The organism is Rhizobium mongolense USDA 1844, from assembly GCF_000419765.1.
GTDB classification, from domain to species: domain Bacteria; phylum Pseudomonadota; class Alphaproteobacteria; order Rhizobiales; family Rhizobiaceae; genus Rhizobium; species Rhizobium mongolense.
Genome location: NZ_ATTQ01000004.1, coordinates 309,047 through 330,184 on the forward strand (window position 1 = coordinate 309,047; position 21,138 = coordinate 330,184).

General features: G+C 61.0%; 16 protein-coding genes. 15 read left to right on the forward strand and 1 reads right to left on the reverse strand.

The window, feature by feature from the left end:
- From A3C3_RS0109465 to murB, 9 genes are all read left to right on the forward strand, one after another.
- The gene (locus tag A3C3_RS0109465; RefSeq protein WP_022714362.1) at nt 1-1,752 is read left to right on the forward strand and encodes a peptidoglycan D,D-transpeptidase FtsI family protein; all 1,752 of its coding nucleotides are present in this window, start codon (nt 1-3) and stop codon (nt 1,750-1,752) included.
- Nucleotides 1,753-1,758: 6 nt separating this feature from the next.
- Entirely contained in the window at nt 1,759-3,276 is a 1,518-nt protein-coding gene (locus A3C3_RS0109470; RefSeq protein WP_028739523.1) for a UDP-N-acetylmuramoyl-L-alanyl-D-glutamate--2,6-diaminopimelate ligase, read from the forward strand.
- A complete protein-coding gene (locus A3C3_RS0109475; RefSeq protein ID WP_022714364.1) occupies nt 3,273-4,706 on the forward strand; it encodes a UDP-N-acetylmuramoylalanyl-D-glutamyl-2,6-diaminopimelate--D-alanyl-D-alanine ligase in 1,434 nt (477 codons plus the stop codon). Before A3C3_RS0109470 ends, A3C3_RS0109475 begins: the two co-directional genes overlap by 4 nt.
- Before the next feature lie 22 nt (nt 4,707-4,728).
- Entirely contained in the window at nt 4,729-5,829 is a 1,101-nt protein-coding gene (gene mraY / locus A3C3_RS0109480) for a phospho-N-acetylmuramoyl-pentapeptide-transferase (protein ID WP_022714365.1), read from the forward strand.
- Between the two features lie 7 nt (nt 5,830-5,836).
- The gene (gene murD, locus A3C3_RS0109485; RefSeq protein WP_022714366.1) at nt 5,837-7,249 is read left to right on the forward strand and encodes a UDP-N-acetylmuramoyl-L-alanine--D-glutamate ligase; all 1,413 of its coding nucleotides are present in this window, start codon (nt 5,837-5,839) and stop codon (nt 7,247-7,249) included.
- A 1-nt stretch (nt 7,250) separates the two neighbouring features.
- A complete protein-coding gene (gene ftsW, locus A3C3_RS0109490) occupies nt 7,251-8,405 on the forward strand; it encodes a putative lipid II flippase FtsW (RefSeq protein WP_022714367.1) in 1,155 nt (384 codons plus the stop codon).
- A 191-nt stretch (nt 8,406-8,596) separates the two neighbouring features.
- Entirely contained in the window at nt 8,597-9,721 is a 1,125-nt protein-coding gene (gene murG, locus A3C3_RS0109495; RefSeq protein WP_022714368.1) for an undecaprenyldiphospho-muramoylpentapeptide beta-N-acetylglucosaminyltransferase, read from the forward strand.
- Entirely contained in the window at nt 9,718-11,133 is a 1,416-nt protein-coding gene (murC, locus tag A3C3_RS0109500; protein WP_022714369.1) for a UDP-N-acetylmuramate--L-alanine ligase, read from the forward strand. Before murG ends, murC begins: the two co-directional genes overlap by 4 nt.
- Complete coding sequence (gene murB / locus A3C3_RS0109505; protein ID WP_022714370.1) at nt 11,130-12,104, forward strand: UDP-N-acetylmuramate dehydrogenase; 975 nt, start codon at nt 11,130-11,132, stop codon at nt 12,102-12,104. The genes murC and murB overlap by 4 nt, the downstream gene beginning before the upstream one ends.
- Before the next feature lie 101 nt (nt 12,105-12,205).
- Here the strand turns inward: murB and A3C3_RS0109510 are convergent, their stop codons facing one another.
- Complete coding sequence (locus tag A3C3_RS0109510) at nt 12,206-13,510, reverse strand: MFS transporter (RefSeq protein WP_022714371.1); 1,305 nt, start codon at nt 13,508-13,510, stop codon at nt 12,206-12,208.
- A gap of 252 nt (nt 13,511-13,762) precedes the next feature.
- Between A3C3_RS0109510 and aqpZ the strand changes: the two genes are divergently transcribed.
- The 6 genes from aqpZ (at nt 13,763) to lpxC (ending at nt 20,927) form a co-directional block, all read left to right on the forward strand.
- The gene (gene aqpZ, locus A3C3_RS0109520; RefSeq protein WP_022714373.1) at nt 13,763-14,449 is read left to right on the forward strand and encodes an aquaporin Z; all 687 of its coding nucleotides are present in this window, start codon (nt 13,763-13,765) and stop codon (nt 14,447-14,449) included.
- Between the two features lie 297 nt (nt 14,450-14,746).
- Nucleotides 14,747-15,673, forward strand: a complete 927-nt coding sequence (locus tag A3C3_RS0109525; protein ID WP_022714374.1) for a D-alanine--D-alanine ligase — start codon at nt 14,747-14,749, stop codon at nt 15,671-15,673.
- Nucleotides 15,661-16,593, forward strand: coding sequence for a cell division protein FtsQ/DivIB (locus A3C3_RS0109530; protein WP_022714375.1), 933 nt, complete (start codon nt 15,661-15,663; stop codon nt 16,591-16,593). Before A3C3_RS0109525 ends, A3C3_RS0109530 begins: the two co-directional genes overlap by 13 nt.
- Nucleotides 16,590-17,921 (forward strand): cell division protein FtsA, encoded by a 1,332-nt coding sequence (gene ftsA, locus A3C3_RS0109535; RefSeq protein ID WP_022714376.1) that lies wholly within the window; start codon nt 16,590-16,592, stop codon nt 17,919-17,921. The genes A3C3_RS0109530 and ftsA overlap by 4 nt, the downstream gene beginning before the upstream one ends.
- Before the next feature lie 56 nt (nt 17,922-17,977).
- On the forward strand, nt 17,978-19,681 hold the full coding sequence (gene ftsZ / locus A3C3_RS0109540; protein ID WP_022714377.1) for a cell division protein FtsZ: 1,704 nt from the start codon (nt 17,978-17,980) through the stop codon (nt 19,679-19,681).
- A gap of 289 nt (nt 19,682-19,970) precedes the next feature.
- Nucleotides 19,971-20,927 (forward strand): UDP-3-O-acyl-N-acetylglucosamine deacetylase, encoded by a 957-nt coding sequence (gene lpxC / locus A3C3_RS0109545; protein WP_022714378.1) that lies wholly within the window; start codon nt 19,971-19,973, stop codon nt 20,925-20,927.
- The last annotated feature ends 211 nt before the right edge of the window (nt 20,928-21,138 follow it).

Consider the following 21,138-nt stretch of genomic DNA (forward strand, 5'->3'; position numbering starts at 1 on the left):
ATGTCATTTCTCTCTCGCATCATGGTCCTGAAGAGCCAGGCGCATTTCTCCTCCGGCGTCTATAACCGCTTCGGTGGCCCGTCGGGCAGCTTGCCGCTTGAGGGTTCGCGCAAAAAGAAGTCCGGTCAGGCCAAAAGCCGCGTCGGTCTGCTGATCCTCGGGTTCACCGCGCTTTACGGCGTCATTGGTGGCCGCCTCGTCGAATATGGGATGAAGGATCCGGAAGTCGTTTCCAGCATCTTGCCACCGGACCGCCTGATGGCGTCGCGGCCCGACATCCTCGATCGCAACGGCGAAGTGCTGGCGACCGACATCCGCACGGTTTCCCTTTTTGCCGAACCGAACAAGATCGTCGATGCCGATGAGGCGATCGAGAAGCTTGCGACTGTTCTGCCCGATCTCGACGTGAAGGGCACTTACAAGAAGCTCTCGGTCAAGAGTTCGCATTTCGCGTGGCTTCGCCGCCAGCTGACCCCGAAGCAGCAGAGCCAGATTCTGGCGCTCGGCATTCCCGGTATCGGTTTTCGTCCGGAAAAGCGTCGCTTCTACCCGGGTGGTCCGACGGCCTCGCATATTCTCGGTTACGTGAACATCGACAACCGCGGCGTCGCGGGCATGGAAAAATACATCGACGACCAGGGCCTTGCCGATCTGGCATCGGTAGGAATGACCAGCGATCAGCCGCTCGAGCCGGTCAAGCTCTCGATCGACCTGCGCGTCCAGAACATCGTGCGCGACGTCGTGATAAACGCGGTCACCAACTACGAAGCCAAGGGCGCGGGCGCGGTCGTCCTTGATATTCATACCGGCGAAGTGCTCGGCATGGCCTCAGCGCCGGACTTCGACCCCAACAATCCGGAAGAGGGCGCCAAGGAAGGCTGGCTGAACCGCATGTCGAACGGCACGTTCGAAATGGGCTCGACCTTCAAGACCTTCAGCACGGCCATGGCGCTCGACAGCGGCAAGGTCAGCATTAACGACAGCTTCGATGCGAGCCGCCCGATCCGCATCGGCGGCTTTACGATCAACGATTTCCACGGTCAGCGCCGCTGGCTGACCGTGCCGGAAATCTTTGAATATTCGTCGAACATCGGCACGGCGAAGATGATCGATATCGTCGGCATGGACCTGCAGAAGGACTATCTGACGCGCTTTGGGCTGCTGACGAAGATGCGGACGGAACTGCCCGAAGTGAAGATGCCGAGCCAGCCGAGGGTTTGGAAGAAGATCAACTCGATCACGATCTCTTTCGGCCATGGCGTCTCGACGACACCGCTGCAGACGGCCGTTGCCGGCGCAGCCCTCGTCAATGGCGGCAAGCTCATCGAGCCGACCTTCCTGCCGCGCACCCGTGACCAGGCAGATGAGACGGCCGAGGTCGTCGTCAAGAAGAGCACCAGCGACGAAATCCGCTACCTGTTCAAGCTGAACGGCCTCAAAGGTTCGGGACGCAACGCCGACGTGCCGGGCTTCAACGTTGGCGGCAAGACGGGCACGGCCGACAAGGTCGTCAACGGCCGCTACGCGAATGATTTGAATTTCAACGCCTTCATCGCGGCGTTCCCGATCGATAATCCACAATATGTCGTGCTGACTTTCTGCGACGAGCCACATAACGGCGAAAAGGGCCAGAACATCGCTGCCTACACGGCTGCGCCAATGGTCAAGAACATCATCCGCCGTGCCGCACCCATCCTCGGTATCGAACCGCAATTTGGCCAAGACGGATCGGCCTTGCTGGTGTCTTATTGAGTGTGAATGAATATCAGCGCCGATTCGCGTGGGGTGGGCGGCGTGAGAGAGAAAAGACATTCGATGAAACTGCGGGACATAGCCGGAAGCGCATTTCCGGAAATCAAGGAGCAACTCGAAGGGCCGGTGGGCGGGCTGGAGATTTCCGGGCTTTCAGCCGATAGCCGCAAGATCGAAGCCGGAATGGCGTTCATTGCGGTGGCCGGCTCGAAGGCGGACGGCGCGGTCTATATCGCCGATGCCGCCAAACATGGCGCGGCCCTTGCCGTGTCGGCTCAAGCCGTCGAGGCTCCCATTCCTGTCCTGGCGGTCAAGGAACCGCGCCGCTTTCTCTCCGTCGCCGCATCGCATTTCTACGGCAGGCAACCCCAGACGATGGTTGCCGTAACCGGCACGGCGGGCAAGACCTCCGTCGCTTCCTTCACGCGCCAGATCTGGGCCTATGCCGGACATCCGGCGGCCATGATCGGCACGACTGGCGTCGTTTCGCCGATGCGCAACGAATACGGCTCGCTGACGACGCCCGATCCGGTTTCGCTGCACAAGCTGCTGGCCGATCTCGCTGACGAGGGCGTGACGCACGCTTCGATGGAGGCATCGAGTCACGGTCTCGACCAGTGCCGTCTGGATGGCGTGAAGCTCTCGGCTGCCGCCTTCACCAATCTCGGCCGCGATCACATGGATTATCATCCGACCGTTGAAAGCTACATGGCCGCCAAGATGCGGCTTTTCGATACGTTGCTGCCGAAGGGTTCGCCTGCCGTCATCTTCGCCGACGATGCCTGGTCCGTGCAGGCGATCAAGGCGGCGAAGGATGCAGGCCACGATGTCCGCACCGTCGGCCGCAAAGGCGATTATCTGGCGCTGAAGCGGGTCGAGCACTTCCGTCACAAGCAGATCGCCGAAGTTCATTGCGGTGACGAGATTTTCGAAGTCGATATTCCGCTCGCCGGCGATTTTCAGGTCGCCAATGGGCTGGTTGCCGCGGCGCTTGCCATGTCCACCGGCGTTCCGGCCAAGATCGCGATGGCCGCGCTTGAAAAGCTGCAGGGCGCCTCGGGGCGTCTCGAACTCGTCGGCCATACGAAGGATGGCGCGCTTGCTTATGTCGATTACGCCCACAAGCCGGATGCGCTGGAAAATGTACTCAATTCCGTGCGTCCCTTTACGACCGGGCGCGTGATCCTTGTCTTCGGCTGCGGCGGCGACCGCGACCGGGGCAAGCGTCCGATCATGGGCGAGATCGCCTGCCGCCTGGCCGATGTGGTGATCGTCACGGACGACAATCCGCGTTCCGAGGAGCCGGCCTCGATCCGAGCCGAGATCATGGCTGCGGCGCCATGCGCCACCGAAATCGGCGACCGTTCGGAAGCGATCTACGAGGCCGTCGGCATGCTGAAATCCGGCGACACACTCATCGTTGCAGGCAAGGGGCACGAAGAAGGGCAGACCATCGGGAGTGTGACGCTGCCGTTCTCGGACCACGCCGAAGTCCGCGAAGCTTTGGAGGAGCTGAAATCGTGAACTGGCTTTGGACCACCGATGATATGATTGCCGCCATGGCGGGCCGCCCGTTCGGCACGCTTCCTGAAGGCATCACCGGCATTTCCATAGACAGCCGCTCGATCGGTACCGGCGAAGCCTTCTTCGCCATCAAGGGCGACAGGGTCGACGGCCATGACTTCGCCTCGATGGCGATGGCGAACGGTGCTGCACTTCTCGTCGTCAGCGAAGCCCGCCTTCCGGGGCTTGGCCGCTTGACTGTTCCGATGATCGTCGTCGATGACGTGCTCGCAGCGCTCGGTCGGCTTGCCGTCGCGTCGCGTCAGCGCTCCAGGGCGCAGATCATTGCGGTGACGGGTTCTGTCGGCAAGACGACGACCAAGGAGATGCTTCGCCACGTGCTTTCGCCGTCCGGTAAGGTGCACGCTTCCGTCGCCTCCTTCAACAACCATTGGGGCGTGCCGCTGACACTGGCACGCATGCCGCTTGACACGCACTTCGGCGTCTTCGAAGTCGGCATGAACCACCCGGGCGAAATCCGGCCGCTGGTGAAGATGATCCGGCCGCATGTCGCCGTCGTCACGACGATCGCTCCCGCGCATCTCGGCAATTTCAAAAGCATCAAGGAAATCGCCGCGGCGAAGGCGGAGGTTTTCGAAGGCTTGGTGCACGGCGGGCATGTCGTGCTCAACCGCGACAGCGACCAGTTCAATTTTCTCGAACGGACGGCGCAGTCGCTCGGCATCGAGAATATCCATTCCTTCGGCCAGCACGCGAAGGCCGAGTTCCGCCTTGCTGAATTCAACGGTTCGGATGAAAGCTCGGCGCTTTGGCTGACGATCGACGGCGACACGTTCGAAGTGGCGATCGGCGCGCCCGGACGGCATATTGCGGAAAATGCGCTGGCCGCTCTCGGCATCGTCACGCTCGTCAACGCGGACCTCGACAAGGCGATCGCCGCGCTGGCCACCCTGCAGCCCGAAAAGGGCAGGGGCCGCCGCCACAAGTTGTCGATCGGAAGCGGCAGCTTCACGCTGATCGACGAAAGCTACAACGCCAACCCCGCCTCGATGCGCGCGGCAATCGCGCTGCTTGCCACAGCCGGTCCGGCAGGCCGCGGGCGCCGCATCGCCGTGCTCGGTGACATGCTGGAAATGGGCGAATACGCGCAAAAGGTCCATTCTGACCTTTCCGGGCCGCTGCTTGCGGCCGGCATCGAACATGTCTGGCTTGCGGGCAAGGACATGCTGGCGCTGAAGGAATCGCTTCCCGACAGCGTGGAGGTCGAATACCGCGAGAAGACAGAAGAACTCACGGAATATGTATTGAACTCGGTCGCGCCTGGCGACGTGTTGATGGTGAAATCGTCTTTGGGGATAGGCTTCGGCAAGATTGTCGCCGCGATCCTTGACAGGTTTGCGCCATTTGTAGACACGCAACGCGAACTTTGACCGGGTAAACAAGGGGCCTCGAATGCTGATTTGGCTAGTCGAACTGTCGGACCAACTGAAATTTCTGAACTTGTTCAGATACATTACCTTCCGTACAGGCGCCTCTCTCTTCACGTCCGCACTGATCGTCTTCCTCTTCGGGCCGATGATCATCAACTCGCTCCGAATCCGCCAGGGAAAGGGCCAGCCGATCCGCGCCGACGGGCCGCAGACGCATTTCAAGAAGGCCGGCACGCCGACCATGGGCGGGCTGATGATCCTGGCAGGCATCGTCGGCGCCTCGCTTCTGTGGGCCGACCTTTCCAACGTCTATGTGGTCGCGACGCTGCTCGTCACCCTCGGCTTCGGCGCGATCGGCTTTTACGACGACTATCTCAAGGTCACGAAGCAGAGCGATAAGGGGTTCTCGGGCAAAGCGCGTCTCGGCATAGAGTTCGTGATTGCCGGCATCGCCGTCTATTTCATGATGCGCACCGCGCTTGCCTCCGGTACGGCAGGCTCGACCTTCGGCTCCTCGGTCGCATTCCCCTTCTTCAAGGATTTCCTGATCAATCTCGGCATCGTGTTCGTGGCCTTCGGTGGCTTCGTCATCGTTTCGGCGGGCAACGCCGTCAACCTGACGGACGGTCTCGATGGTCTTGCGATCGTTCCGGTGATGATTGCCGCCGCCTCCTTCGGTATCATCGCCTATCTTGCCGGTAATGCGGTCTTTGCGAACTACCTGCAGATCAACTTCGTGCCCGGCACGGGCGAACTCGCCGTCGTTCTCGGCGCAGTCATCGGCGCGGGCCTCGGCTTCCTCTGGTTCAACGCGCCGCCCGCCGCAATCTTCATGGGCGATACGGGCTCGCTGGCGCTCGGCGGCACGATCGGCACCGTCGCGGTCGCGACCAAGCACGAGATCGTCATGGCGATCATCGGCGGTCTGTTTGTTGCAGAAACGCTCTCGGTCATCATCCAGGTCGGCTTCTTCAAGATGACCGGGCGCCGCGTCTTCTTGATGGCGCCGATCCATCACCATTTCGAGAAGAAGGGCTGGACCGAAAGCCAAGTGGTGATCCGCTTCTGGATCATCGCCGTCGGCCTTGCGATGCTCGGCCTTTCCACCCTCAAGCTGCGGTGAGGCAGACATGATTCCTGTCACGACGCTTGCAGGAAAAAAGGTCGCGCTTTTCGGGCTTGGCGGGTCCGGATTTGCAACGGCCCGCGCGCTCATTCTGGGCGGCGCCCATGTCACGGCCTGGGACGACAATCCGGACAGTGTCACGAAGGCGGCCGCCGAGGGAATCCATACCGCGGACCTGCGAAGCATCGATTGGAGCGTTCAGTCGCTCTTCGTTCTGTCGCCGGGTGTGCCGCTCACGCATCCGAAACCGCATTGGACGGTCGATCTCGCCCGCGCCGCCGGTGTCGATATCGTTGGCGATGTCGAACTTTTCGTGCGCGAGCGCCGGGCGCATGCGCCGGATTGCCCCTTCATCGCCATTACAGGCACGAACGGCAAGTCGACGACGACTGCGCTGATTGCCCATATCCTGAAATCCAGCGGCCGCGACACGCAGCTTGGCGGCAACATCGGAACGGCCGTGCTGACGCTCGATCCGCCGAAGGCGGAACGCTACTATGTCGTCGAGTGCTCCTCCTACCAGATTGACCTCGCGCCGACGCTCAATCCCTCTGCGGGCATCCTGCTCAACCTGACGCCTGATCATCTCGATCGTCACGGCACGATACAGCACTATGCCGGCATCAAGGAGCGCCTGGTTGCCGGCAGCGGCACCGCTATCGTTGGCGTCGATGACAGTCATTGCGAAATGATCGCTGATCGCGTCGAGCGGGCAGGAACGAAGGTGGTCCGCATTTCGCGCCGCCATCCGCTGGCCGATGGGATCTATGCCGAGGGTACGAAGCTCATACAGGCTTCTTCCGCTGCGGCTTTGCCGCTTGCCGATCTCGACGGCATCCAGACGCTACGTGGCGGCCACAACGCGCAGAATGCCGCTGCGGCGGTCGCCGCCTGCCTTGCCGTCGGCGTTTCGGCCGAAGAGATTCGCACCGGGCTTGCCTCCTTCCCCGGCCTCAAACACCGCATGCAGCCGGTCGGGACACGCGGCAATATCGTCTTCGTCAACGATTCGAAGGCGACTAACGCAGACGCCGCAGCGCCCGCGCTTTCCAGCTACGATCGCATCTACTGGATCGCCGGTGGTCTGCCGAAGGCGGGGGGCATCACGACGCTTGCACCGTTCTTCCCGCGCATCGCCAAGGCCTATCTGATCGGCGAAGCGGCGGCGGAATTTGCCGCGACGCTCGGCGAGGCGGTGCCCTACGAGATTTCGGGTACGCTGGAACGCGCGGTTGCCCATGCCGCGGCCGATGCGGAAAAAGATGACACTGGTCCATCCGCGGTGATGTTATCCCCGGCTTGCGCAAGCTTCGACCAGTACAAGAACTTCGAAGTCAGGGGCGATGCATTTGTCAGCCATGTGGCAGCGCTCGACGGAGTGACTATGCTGGTCGGTTCGGCAACAGGAGATAAATGACATGGTGAGCCGTGCGGAACGTGGGCCTTTGGCCGATTGGTTTTGGACCATCGACCGCTTTTTTCTGGCGATGTTCATCTTCCTGATGGGCGTCGGCTTCATGCTCTCCTTTGCGGCCTCGCCCGCGGTTGCCGAGCGCATCGGGCTAGAGCCGTTCCATTTTGTGAAGCGCCACGCGGCTTTCATGATACCCTCGATCGCCGTCATGATCGGGCTTTCCTTTCTGACGCCGCGGCAGGTGCGACGGACCGCCATCCTACTGCTTGTCATCTCGCTCGCCATGATGGTTCTGGCACTTTTCTTCGGTATCGAGGTCAAAGGCTCAAGGCGCTGGGTGACGCTTGCTGGCATCTCGGTCCAGCCGTCGGAATTCATGAAGCCCGCCTTCGTCGTCGTCTGTGCTTGGCTCTTTGCAGAGCATGCGCGTCAGCCGGAAATCCCGGGCAACCTCTTTGCGATCATCCTCTTCGGGATGGTCGCGGCGCTGCTCGTCGCCCAGCCTGACCTTGGCCAGACGATCCTGACGACGGCCGTGTGGGGTGGCATGTTCTTCATGGCGGGCATGCCCTGGATTTGGATCATCCTGCTCGGCGCCGGCGGTGTGGGCGGGCTGCTCGGCGCCTACTACGTCTTCCCGCACGTGGCGGGGCGCATAGACAAATTCATGACCGGCGAGGGCGACACGTTCCAGATCGACACTGCGCGCGAGGCCATCATCCGCGGCGACTGGTTTGGCAAAGGACCGGGCGAGGGCATCGTCAAGCGCATCATCCCGGACGCGCATACCGACTTCATCTTCTCGGTCGCCGCCGAGGAATTCGGCATCATCTTCTGCATCGCGCTCGTTTTGCTCTTCACGGTTCTTGTTTTGAGGGGGCTATCGCACGCATATAAGGAGAAGAACGACTTCAACCGGTTTGCCGTCGCGGGGCTCGTGCTCCAGATGGGCATCCAGTCGATCATCAATATCGGCGTCAATCTCGAGCTGCTTCCGGCAAAAGGCATGACGCTGCCGCTGATTTCCTACGGCGGTTCGTCCATGGTCGCGATCTGCGTGACCGCCGGTTTTATTCTCGCGCTGACGCGCCATCGTCCGGAAAAACGTGCACAGGAGCGGAGCCTCTTCCGCGTGCCGCACGGATTGCCGGCGGAGTAAACTATGCCCGTGCCGCCTAAATTGCCCCCAACCCTTGCCCTCTACCCGTTTGCCGGGAGAGGGGACGTGCCCCATGAGACGACGAGGGGTACTAAGAAGTTGCGGCATGCGTTCTTCTCGCCGTCAAAGCGGGGAGAAGGTGCCGGCAGCCGGATGAGGGGCGGCTCCCTGGTTGAAAGGCGAACCTACCGATGAGCAAAGGTATCATCCTGCTCGCCGCCGGGGGCACCGGCGGCCACGTGTTTCCAGCAGAGGCTTTGGCATACGAGCTGAAGGCGCGCGGTTATTCCGTGCATCTCGTGACGGACAGCCGTGCCGAGCGCTTTGCCGGCAAATTCCCCGCGGATGAAATCCACGTCGTGCCGTCGGCGACGATCGGCTCGAAGAACCCGGTCGCAGTCGCGCGTTCGCTGTGGACGCTGTGGACGGGAATGCGTGCCGCCAAGAAACTGATCCAGCGGCTGAAGCCTGCGGTCGTCGTCGGTTTCGGCGGCTATCCGACCGTGCCGCCGCTGCTTGCTGCCACGCGCCTCGGCGTGCCGTCGATGATCCACGAACAGAACGCCGTGATGGGCCGCGCTAATAAGGCGCTGGCGCAACGCGTGCAGGCGATTGCCGGCGGTTTCCTGGCGGAGAATGGCGGTGCTTATTCCGAGAAGACCGTGACCACCGGCAATCCGGTGCGTCCGGCGATCATCGAAGCGGCGAAGGTGCCGTACAAGCCTTCCCATGCCGGAGAACCCTTCAATCTCGTCGTCTTCGGCGGCAGCCAGGGCGCGCAATATTTCTCCAAGACGATGCCGACGGCGATCAGCCTGCTTGACGACGACTTGCGTTCGCGGTTGCGCATTACCCAGCAGGTGCGCCCCGAAGACATGGAAATGGTGAGCGGCTGTGTGGCCAGGCTTGAAATGGGGGCGGATATCGCGCCGTTCTTCACAGATATGGCGGAGCGCCTTGCAAATGCGCATCTGGTGATCTGCCGCTCGGGCGCCTCGACCGTTTCGGAAATTTCGGTCATTGGCCGTCCGGCCGTGCTTGTGCCTTATCCGCATGCACTTGATCACGATCAGGCGGCGAACGCCGCAGCCCTTGCCGCGACCGGTGGCGCGAAGGTCATCGCACAATCGGAGCTCTCGTCGGAGAAGATCGCTTCGATCCTGACTCATGTGATGAACGACCCGGAAAAGCTCGCCCGGATGGCGGCAGCCGCAAAGCAGGCCGGGAAACCGGACGCTGCGAACTTGCTTGCAGGCATGGTTGAGGCTATTGCCGCCGGACGTACAATTGCAGAGTTCAAGGGGATACAGTCATGAAAATGCCGAAGGCGATCGGCCTTGTCCATTTCATTGGCATCGGCGGGATCGGCATGAGCGGTATCGCCGAGGTGCTGCATAATCTCGGCCACCGCGTGCAGGGATCGGATCAGGCCGACAGCGCCAACGTGCAGCGCCTGCGTGACAAGGGCATCGAAGTTTTCGTCGGTCACAAGGCGGAAAACCTGGGTGATGCTGAAGTTGTGGTCGTCTCGACCGCCATCAAGAAGGACAATCCGGAGCTTATCGCCGCGCGCGAGAAGCTGCTGCCGGTCGTGCGCCGTGCCGAAATGCTCGCCGAACTGATGCGCTTCCGCAATGCAATCGCCATCGGTGGCACGCATGGAAAGACGACGACGACATCGCTCGTCGCCACGCTGCTCGAAGCAGGCGGGCTCGATCCGACCGTCATCAACGGCGGCATCATCAACGCCTACGGCACGAATGCACGCATGGGCGAGGGCGAGTGGATGGTGGTCGAGGCCGACGAGTCGGACGGCACATTTCTGAAGCTGCCGGCTGACGTCGCGGTGGTGACCAACATCGATCCGGAACATCTCGACCACTACGGCAATTTCGACGCCGTGCGCGCCGCCTTCCGGCAGTTCGTCGAGAACGTGCCCTTCTACGGCTTCGGCGTCATGTGCCTCGATCATCCAGAGGTCCAGGCTCTCGTCGGCCGCATCGAAGACCGTAAGGTCATTACCTATGGTGAAAATCCGCAGGCCGACGTGCGCTTCATGAATGTTCGCATCGACGGTGCACGGTCGATCTTCGACGTCGAAATCCGCCGCCGCCGCACGGGACAGGTCATCAGGCTCGACAATCTCGTAATGCCGATGCCCGGCCGACATAACATTTCGAATGCGACCGCAGCGATTGCGGTCGCCAACCGCCTCGGCATTTCAAGCGCCGACATCGCAAAGGGCCTCGCATCCTTCGGCGGCGTCAAGCGCCGCTTTACGCTGACCGGCGAATGGAACGGCGTGCAGATCTTTGATGACTACGGCCATCATCCGGTCGAGATCAAGGCCGTGCTGAAGGCCGCGCGCGAAGCCTGCAAGGGCCGCGTCATCACTGTTCATCAGCCGCATCGCTACACGCGCCTTTCCAGCCTGTTCGAAGAGTTTGCCGCCTGTTTCAACGATGCCGACAGCATTTTCCTTGCTCCGGTCTATGCCGCGGGCGAAGATCCGATCGAAGGCGTGGATTCCGAGGCACTCGTTTCCCGCATCAAAGCGGGTGGCCATCGCGACGCGCGCTTCCTTGCTAACCAGGAGCTTTTGCCTGAAATGGTCGCGGAGATTGCAAAGCCCGGCGATTTTGTGGTTCTCTTAGGGGCTGGGAATATAACTTACTGGGCAGTCGCGCTGCCCAAGCAACTGGAAGGTCTTTCGGGAAAGTCTGCATGAAACAGGTGAATGGGGAAAAGCTTCTCGAGTCTCTCGGAGAAGGTGTGAAAGATATCCGCGGCCGTATCACGCCGGATGCCCCCATGGACCGTGTCACCTGGTTCCATGCTGGCGGTCTTGCCGAGCTGATGTTCCAGCCGCACGACGAGGCGGACCTTATCGCATTCCTGAAAATCCTGCCGGAAGAGGTGCCGCTGACGGTCGTGGGCGTCGGTTCGAACATTCTCGTGCGCGATGGCGGCATTCCGGGCGTCGTCTTGCGCCTTTCTGCCAAGGGCTTCGGTTCGGTCGAGCTTGCGGGCGACAACCGCATTCTCGCCGGTGCGATCTGCCCGGACAAGCATGTGGCCGCGATGGCGATGGACAACGGCATCGGCGGCCTCCATTTCTTCTATGGCATCCCGGGCAGCATCGGCGGCGCGGCGCGCATGAACGCCGGCGCCAATGGCAGCGAGACCCGCGATCGTTTGGTCGAGGTCAATGCCATCGACCGCAAGGGCAACAAGCTCGTGCTGTCGAACCCAGACATGGGATATTCCTACCGTCATTCCACGGCCTCACCTGACCTCATCTTCACCTCCGTGCTTTTCGAGGGCTATCGGGAGGAGCGGGCGAAGATCCGTGCCGACATGGATGCGGTGCGCAATCACCGCGAGACGGTGCAGCCGATCCGCGAGAAGACCGGCGGTTCGACCTTCAAGAATCCCGAAGGTCATTCGGCCTGGAAGCTGATCGACGAAGCGGGCTGCCGGGGTCTCGTCATCGGCGGCGCGCAGATGTCGTCGCTTCATTGCAATTTCATGATCAATATGGGGCAGGCGACCGGCTACGATCTCGAATATCTCGGAGAGCAAGTTCGCCGTGAAGTCTTCGAAAATTCCGGCATCAAGCTCGAATGGGAAATCAAGCGTCTCGGCGTCTTCATGCCGGGCCGCGAGGTGCGCCCGTTCCAGGGTGTGACCAGCGAATAGCCATTTTTATCTATCCAGAACGGCCAGTTGATTGGCAGTAACGAAAAAGGCCGCGACGGGAAACCGCCGCGGCCTTTGATTGATCTGGAGGCAAGTCTCGATCAGACTTCTTCGCGGCCGGATGCGAGGATCGAGATCAGCGTGATCACGGAAGCAAGGCCGAGATAATAGCCGACATAAAGCATGCCGTAGTTCGTCTGCAGCCAGGTGGCGATATAGGGGGCCAGCGAAGCGCCGAAGATGCCGGCAAGATTGAAGGTGATCGACGAGCCGGTGTAGCGCACTGCGGTCGGGAAGGGGGCCGCCAGCGCCGTGCCGATCAGGCCGTATGTCATGCCCATGAGTGCCATGGCCACAATCGCGAAGACGACGATGCTGCCTTCGCCGCCGGTCATCAGGCCGGGCAGGAAGAACGAGAAGATGCCGATCAGGACGGTGGTAAGGATCAGCACTTCGCGGCGTCCGAATTTTTCAGCGAGCCTGCCGGCGACCGGGATGAAGATGCCGAAGGCGATCGAGCCGACAATCTGGATTTCCAGCGCGTCCAGGAAGGGAATTTTCAGAACCTTGACGTTGTAGGACAGCAGATAGGCCGAGCCGATGTAGAAGAGCACGAAGGTTGCGAGCGCCACGAAGGTGCCGAGGAACAAGCTTCGCTTATGCTTGCGGAACAGTTCCGCAACCGGCACGGCAACGCGCTCATGCTTGTCAATTGCCTTCTGGAAGGCCGGCGTTTCAGTGATCGAAAGACGAACCCACAGGCCGATGACGATCAGGACGATCGAGGCGATGAATGGAACGCGCCAGCCCCAGCTCAAAAGCGCCTCCTGCGAGATGACCTGCAGCAACAGCCAGAAGACGCCTGAGGAGAGGAAGAGGCCGACGGGTGCGCCGAGCTGCGGGAACATGCCGTACCAGCTGCGCTTGCCTTCCGGCGCATTCTCGGTTGCGAGGAGAACAGCGCCACCCCATTCGCCACCGAGGCCGAAGCCCTGGCCGAATCGGCACAATGCGAGCAGCAGCGGCGCAACGACGCCGATCGACCCGTAGGAAGGCAGCAGGCCGATAACGACCGTAGAAATACCCATGGTCAGGAGAGCGGCGACCAGCGTGGTCTTGCGGCCGATCCTGTCGCCGAAATGACCGAAGACAACGGCGCCGAGCGGACGGGCGAAGAAGGCGATCGAGAAGGTGGCAAAGGAAGCGAGGAGGGCGGTGGTCGGATCGTTGTTCGGGAAGAACAGCGTCGGAAAGACCAGGACGGCTGCCGTCGCATAGACATAAAAATCAAAGAATTCGATCGTGGTGCCGACAAGGCTCGCGATCAGAACGCGCGCCGGTGAATTGACTTGCGCACTGTTCGATGAAGCGGAGGTCGGCGATACGGGAGATATCGCGTCAGACATTTTTATTCCATTCGGGATTCATAAAGAGCGCCCTTGGAAAGGGTCGAAGGGCTCTTAACGCAATTTGAATTCCGCGCAAACGCCGAATGGGCAAGAAAGTGATGAAATTCGATGCAGCCGCACCCGATGATTTCTTCTCGCGTGCCATGATCAGCTGCTTGGGAAGCGCTACCTGAAATTGATGGGATTGACGGGAATCACTTTTAAGCGACTTCCTTGTTCGCTCTCTGATTGAGATCGAAGGAAGAAAATATGCAGAAAAACCTTGTTGCAGAGTTTTTGGGGACGTTCTTGCTGGTCTTTGGCGGATGCGGAAGTGCCGTTCTTGCTGCAGCCTTTCCGGACCTTGGAATCGGCTTTGCCGGTGTTTCACTGGCATTTGGCCTGACCGTGCTGACGATGGCTTACGCCGTGGGCGGCGTTTCGGGAGGCCATTTCAATCCGGCCGTTTCCGTCGGCCTTGCGGTCGCCGGCCGATTCCCGGTGGGACGCCTCATTCCCTATATCGTCGTGCAGGTGATCGGTGCCATTGTAGCCGCCGCGCTCCTCTATATCGTTGCAAGCGGCAAGGCCGGCTTTGAACTGGGAGGTTTTGCCTCCAACGGCTATGGAGAGCATTCTCCCGGCGGCTATTCGCTGACTTCGGCATTGGTCATCGAAGTCGCCCTCACGCTGTTCTTCCTGATCGTCATTTTGGGCTCCACACATGGCAGGGCACCAACTGGCTTTGCCCCGCTTGCGATCGGCCTGGCGCTGACGCTGATCCACCTGATCTCGATCCCGGTGACGAACACATCCGTCAATCCCGCTCGCTCGACAGGCCAGGCTCTCTTTGTCGGCGGTTGGGCGCTGCAGCAGCTTTGGCTCTTCTGGCTGGCGCCGATCGCCGGCGCTGCGCTTGGCGGGCTTGTCTGGAAACTGCTAGACAAGGACGACTGAGGACGGCTTTCGCTGTCTGTCGGGGCGAACCCGCATAGGTCATCTATGCGGGTTTTTTCATGCTGTGAGCGAACTTCAGCATGCTCCCGCAACGCGCTGATTTCGAGTCGGAAACATGCAGGCTGAGTGAGGTTGCTGAGGGGTGGAAACGTCTCGGGTGGGCACCGGTTAATAAAAGTAAACACTTCATTAACCATAATGTTGTCATATCGCTCCCATGTCTGAGGCGAAGCGGATTCGCGGGCAAGCTTGGTGCAAGCCTCGAAAATCAGGCTGAGGTTTATTTTGGGGGTACGTATGAGTCGCAAGCATGTCGCTGTCCTGATGGGCGGATTTTCCTCGGAGCGGCCGGTGAGCCTGTCTTCGGGAACGGCTTGCGCGGATGCTCTCGAAGGCGAGGGCTTCCAGGTTACGCGGATCGATGTCGATCGCGATATTTCCGCGAAGCTGGCGGCGCTTCGTCCCGATGTCGCCTTCAATGCGCTGCATGGCCCCTTCGGCGAGGACGGCACGATCCAGGGCATCCTCGAATATCTCGAAATTCCCTACACGCATTCCGGCGTTCTTGCCTCTGCGCTTGCGATGGACAAGGGCAAGGCCAAGGGGGTTGCGGCAGCGGCCGGCGTCCCTGTGGCGCAATCGGAAGTCATCAATCGTTTCGCCTTTCCGGCCGAGCATCCAATGAAACCGCCCTATGTCGTGAAGCCTGTCCGGGAGGGCTCCAGCTTCGGTGTCGTGATCGTTCAGGAGGATCAGGCTCATCCGCCGCAGATCATCAGTTCGCCGGAGTGGCGCTATGGTGAAGAGGTCATCGTCGAGCGGTATGTCTATGGCCGCGAACTGACATGCGGTGTCATGGGCGACAAGGCTCTCGGTGTGACCGAAGTGGTGCCGCAGGGTCACAACTTCTATGACTATGATGCCAAGTATGCTGCGGGCGGCTCAAAACACGTCATCCCGGCGAAAATTTCACCGAATATTTACCAAAAAATACAATCATTGGCGTTAAGGGCGCATCAAGCAATTGGTTGTCGTGGGGTCAGTCGGTCTGACTTCCGTTACGACGACCGGTTCTCCGAAGATGGTGAAGTTATCTGGCTGGAAGTGAATACCCAGCCGGGCATGACGCCAACCTCCCTTGTGCCCGAAATGGCCGGCCATGCCGGTTATTCCTTTGGTGAATTCTTGCGTTGGATGGTGGAGGACGCCTCTTGTTCTCGTTGACGGTGAAAAGGATAGGGCGCCCAAGCCGTCAACCGAGCATCGCTCTTGCTGAAGGCGATGGGCGGATGGTTCTCCCGCGTCCGCTGCGCCGCGCGGTGCGCTTCCTCGTCAGTCTCGGAACTGGCCGTATCCACATCCCTGCGCATACCGGGACAATTTCTGCCCTCGCATTCTTCGCGGCGACCGGTCTCTACGGCATGTCGCTCGGCGGCCATACGGAAACGGTCGCGCAAGCGGCGACGACGGCTGCCGGCTTCGCCATCGAAGATGTGAAGGTTTCCGGCAATTCCGAAACCTCCGAAATCGAAATCTTTGAACTCCTTGGTCTCGACGGAACGACGTCGCTGGTCGCGCTCGATGTCGATGCTGCGCGCCGGAAGATCGTCAAGCTTCCGTGGGTCGAAAGCGTCGAGGTCAGAAAGATTTATCCGAAGACGATCGAGGTCAAGCTCAAGGAGCGCCAGGCCTATGCGATCTGGCAGCATGGGCAGGAGCTTTCGCTGATCGAAAGAAATGGCAGCGTCATTGCGCCGCTTCGCGACAACAAGTTTTCGACGTTGCCGCTCGTTGTCGGCCGAGATGCAGAAAGTGCTGCGGCTTCGCTCGAAGGCGAGTTTTCGAAGTGGCCGGACATCACGTCGCGCGTGAAGGCTTACGTCTGGGTATCCGGCCGACGCTGGGATCTGCACATGGATAACGGCGTGGTGGTGAAGCTGCCGTCAGACGATGTCGATCAGGCGCTCGCCAGGCTGTCGAAATTCAACAAGGAACAGGATCTTCTGGCGCGGGACATCGCAGCGGTCGATCTCAGGCTGGTGGACAGGACCGCGATCCAACTGACCCCGGAGGCCATGGCGCGCCGGCAGGTCGTTCTCGATCTGCGGACAAAGGATTTGAAGAAGGCGGGGCAGAATATATGAGCTTGTTCGGTTCGTCCCATTTCGGATTGCCGCGCCTGAAGCCGCTGTCGTCGAAGCGGTCGCATATCGTTTCGGTGCTCGACATCGGATCGACCAAGGTCGTTTGCATGATCGGCCGCCTGACGCCTCGCGAAGAGAGCGAGATTCTTCCGGGCCGCACGCACGACATCGAAATCATCGGCATCGGCCACCAGCGCTCCCGCGGCATCAAGACCGGTGTCATCGCCGATCTCGATGCGCTCGAAGGCGTCATCCGACTTGCCGTCGATGCGGCCGAGCGTATGGCGGGCCTTACCGTCGAAAGCCTGATTGTCAATCTGACGGCTGGCCGTCTCGGCAGCGACATCTACACGGCGACGATTGATCTCGGCGGCCAGGAAGTCGAACTCAACGATCTCAAGAAGGTGCTTGCAGCCGCCTGCCAGCAGTCGCTGCGCCAGGATCGCGCCGTGCTGCACTCTCTCGCAACCGGCTTCTCGCTCGATGGCGAACGCGGTATCCGCGACCCGCTGGCGATGTACGGCGATGTGCTTGGCGTCGACATGCATGTCGTGACCGCCGAACGTGCCGCATTGAAGAACCTCGAGCTCAGCGTCAATCGCGCGCATCTCTCCGTCGAGGGCATCGTTGCGACACCGTACGCCTCCGGGCTGGCCGCTCTCGTCGACGACGAAGTCGAGCTCGGCTGCTGCGCGATCGACATGGGCGGCGGCGCGACGACGATCTCGGTCTTTGCCGAAGGCAAGCTCGTCCACACGGATGCCGTCGGTCTTGGGGGCCTTCACGTCACGACCGATCTGGCGAGAGGCCTTTCGACCCGCATCGAGGACGCGGAGCGCCTCAAAGTGGTTCACGCTTCGGCATTCTCGAACTCCTCCGACGAGCGCGAGCTCATCTCGATCCCGCCGATCGGGGAAGACGAGCGCGATCAGCCGACGCAGGTGCCGCGCGCGCTCGTTTCGCGCATCGTCGGTGCACGCATCGAGGAAACGATGGAATTGATCCGCGACCGGATCCAGCGCTCTGGCTTCAGCCCGATCGTCGGAAAGCGTGTCGTGCTGACGGGCGGCGCAAGCCAGTTGACCGGTCTTGCGGAAGTGGCGCGGCGCATCCTGGCGCGCAATGTCCGCATCGGCCGTCCGATGGGCGTCTCGGGTCTGCCGACGGCAGCCAAGGGACCGGCGTTTTCGACGGCGGTCGGACTGATGATCTATCCGCAGGTCGCGGACATGGAAACACATGCGTCACAGAGCGGCCTGCTCATGTCGCTTGGGGGTAATAACAGCCGCATCGCCCGGATGGGCCAGTGGCTGAAGGAAAGCTTCTGAAGTTGAGTGAATTGGCCGGCGTGGCGATGCGGCCATAAAGAGAAGGAACAGGTACCATGACTATCAAGCTGCAAAAGCCGGATATCACTGAGCTGAAGCCGCGTATCACCGTGTTCGGTGTCGGCGGCGGCGGCGGCAATGCTGTCAACAACATGATCTCTGCCGGTCTCCAAGGCGTCGACTTCGTCGTTGCCAATACGGATGCCCAGGCGCTGACCATGACGAAGGCCGAACGCATCATCCAGCTCGGCGCCAACGTCACCGAGGGTCTCGGTGCCGGTTCGCAGCCGGAAGTCGGCCGCGCAGCCGCCGAAGAGTGCATCGATGAGATCATCGATCACCTCAGCGGCACGCATATGTGCTTCGTCACCGCCGGCATGGGCGGCGGCACAGGCACGGGTGCTGCCCCGGTCGTCGCGCAGGCCGCCCGCAACAAGGGCATCCTGACCGTCGGCGTCGTCACCAAGCCGTTCCACTTCGAAGGCGGCCGCCGCATGCGTCTTGCCGAATCCGGCATCGAGGAACTGCAGAAGTCGGTCGATACGCTGATCGTTATTCCGAACCAGAACCTCTTCCGTATCGCAAACGACAAGACGACCTTCGCCGATGCTTTCGCCATGGCCGACCAGGTTCTCTATTCGGGCGTTGCGTGCATCACCGATCTGATGGTGAAGGAAGGTCTCATCAACCTCGATTTCGCCGACGTCCGCTCGGTCATGCGCGAAATGGGCCGCGCGATGATGGGTACCGGCGAAGCATCCGGCCAAGGCCGCGCGATGCAGGCTGCCGAAGCTGCAATCGCCAACCCGCTGCTCGACGAAACCTCGATGAAGGGTGCTCAGGGCCTCCTGATCTCCATCACCGGCGGCCGCGACCTGACGCTCTTCGAAGTCGACGAGGCTGCGACCCGCATTCGCGAAGAAGTCGATCCGGATGCCAACATCATCCTCGGCGCGACCTTCGACGAATCGCTCGAAGGCATCATCCGTGTCTCCGTCGTTGCGACCGGTATCGACCGTGCGATGAACGAAGCTGCTGCCAAGAACTTCCAGCCTGCCGCAAAGCCAGCTATCCGTCCTTCCGCGGCCGTTGCTCCGGCACCGGCCGCAGTTCAGCCTGCGCCAGTCATGCAGGCACCGAAGCCGGCCGATCCGATCGCGCAGACCATCCGCATGGCGGAAGCCGAGATGGAACGCGAGCTCGAAATCCCTGCTCCGCGCCCTGCAACTCCGGTTCAGCAGCCTGTTGCTCAGGACGCGTTCCGTCCGCAGAGCCGCATCTTCGCAGCCGCTCAAGAAGCTCCAGCCGCTCGTCCGGCTCCGGTGCAGTCCGCACCGGCACCCGTTATGACCCAGCCGGCGCCGCAGCCGGTCATGCAGCAGCCGGTTCGCCAGGAACCTGCCATGCAGCAGCCGGTCCGCATGCCAAAGGTCGAGGACTTCCCGCCGGTCGTTCAGGCCGAGATCGATCACCGCGCCCAGCCAGCTGCCGCACAGGCGCATGAGGAACGCGGCCCGATGGGTCTGCTGAAGCGAATCACCAATTCGCTCGGCCGCCGCGAAGAGGAAGTCGCCCCCGAGATGACGGCAGCGCCTGCCGCCGCTTCGCAGCAGCGCCGCCCGCTTTCGCCCGAGGCGAGCCTTTATGCGCCACGCCGCGGCAATCTCGACGACCAGGGCCGCAGTGTTCCGCAGGCCCGCATGATGCAGGAAGACGACCAGCTCGAGATTCCTGCTTTCTTGCGCCGCCAGTCGAACTGAGCGGACACAGAATCGCCACGCATGCGCCCGGGATCACGGTCCCGGGCGCAGCTGTATCAAAGCGTCATATAAGTTGATGATTCCTAAATCATTTCAAGCGGATGCTTTCGTAACAAAGCGAAACGAACAGTGATTTGGATTGGAGCCCGGCCGCACGTATGTATGACGTCATGGGACCGTGCCTTTGCCGTCTTCATGGCGACAATTCGGCGGTGGGCAAAACAGGTTGGCGGTTTGTTTTCGGTGCTTTGGGCGCTACGGACCGTAAATGCAATAAAGGCAGAATTTTATGGTTATTGGCATGCTTGGCTTCCAGACGACGGTTTCGCGCCCGGTGACCCTTTCGGGCACCGGCGTCCATTCCGGCGCGGAAGTCACCATTACTTTCAATCCGGCTGAAGTCGATACCGGCGTTGTTTTCCATCGCATGCATGACGACGGCAGCGTTACCGAACTGCGTGCCGTCTCCGCTCAGGTCGGCAGCACCGATCTCTGCACCGTCCTTGGCTTTTCCCCGGCGCATTCGGTTGCGACGATCGAACATGTCATGGCAGCGCTCTACGCGCTCGGTCTCGATAACGTCGTGATCGAGGTACATGGCGCCGAAATGCCGATCATGGACGGCAGCTCGGCACCCTTTATCGAGGCGATCGAGCAGGTTGGCCTCGTTTCGCTCGGTGTGAAGCGCCGCTATATCCGCATCACCAAGCCGGTTCGCATTGAGCATGGCGGCTCCTGGAGCGAGTTCCGCCCGTATGACGGCACGCGCTTCGAAGTCGAGATCGATTTCGAATGCCCGCTGATCGGCCATCAGAAGTGGGAAGGAAATCTGACGGCAGCGACCTTCAAGTCCGAACTGTCGCGCGCACGCACCTTCGGCTTCATGCGCGACGTGGAGCGTCTCTGGGCCTCCGGCCACGCGCTCGGTTCGTCGCTTGAGAATTCCGTCGTCATCTCCGACGACAATACGGTCATCAACGTCGAAGGCCTGCGCTACGCAAAGGATGAGTTCGTGCGTCACAAGGCGCTCGATGCCGTCGGCGACCTGGCGCTTGCCGGTGCTCCCTTCATCGGCTGCTACCGCTCTTATCGCGGTGGTCACAAGATGAATGCCAATGCTTTGAAGGCACTGCTCAGCGACACGACTGCCTATGAAGTTGTCGAGACTTCTGCTGCGCGCCCGCGCGTTACACCCCGCGATTTCGTCGCCGTTAACGCTCCCGGATTCGCCCCCTGGTCGGCATGACCTCCACACCAAATTTCAGGCCAGGGCCGCCTCCTTCGGGAGGCGGTTTTTTTATGTACTTCCGTAAGCCGATAACTGTTCTCCAGCATATGCTTAGGAGCAACGGGTCCGATTAAAGTCAAAAACCGGGATATTCTGACGCTTGCTGCCACAAAAATGCGTTAATGGCTCATCATTGCGTTGCTCTCGCCACACATTTGTGGCTAGAAAC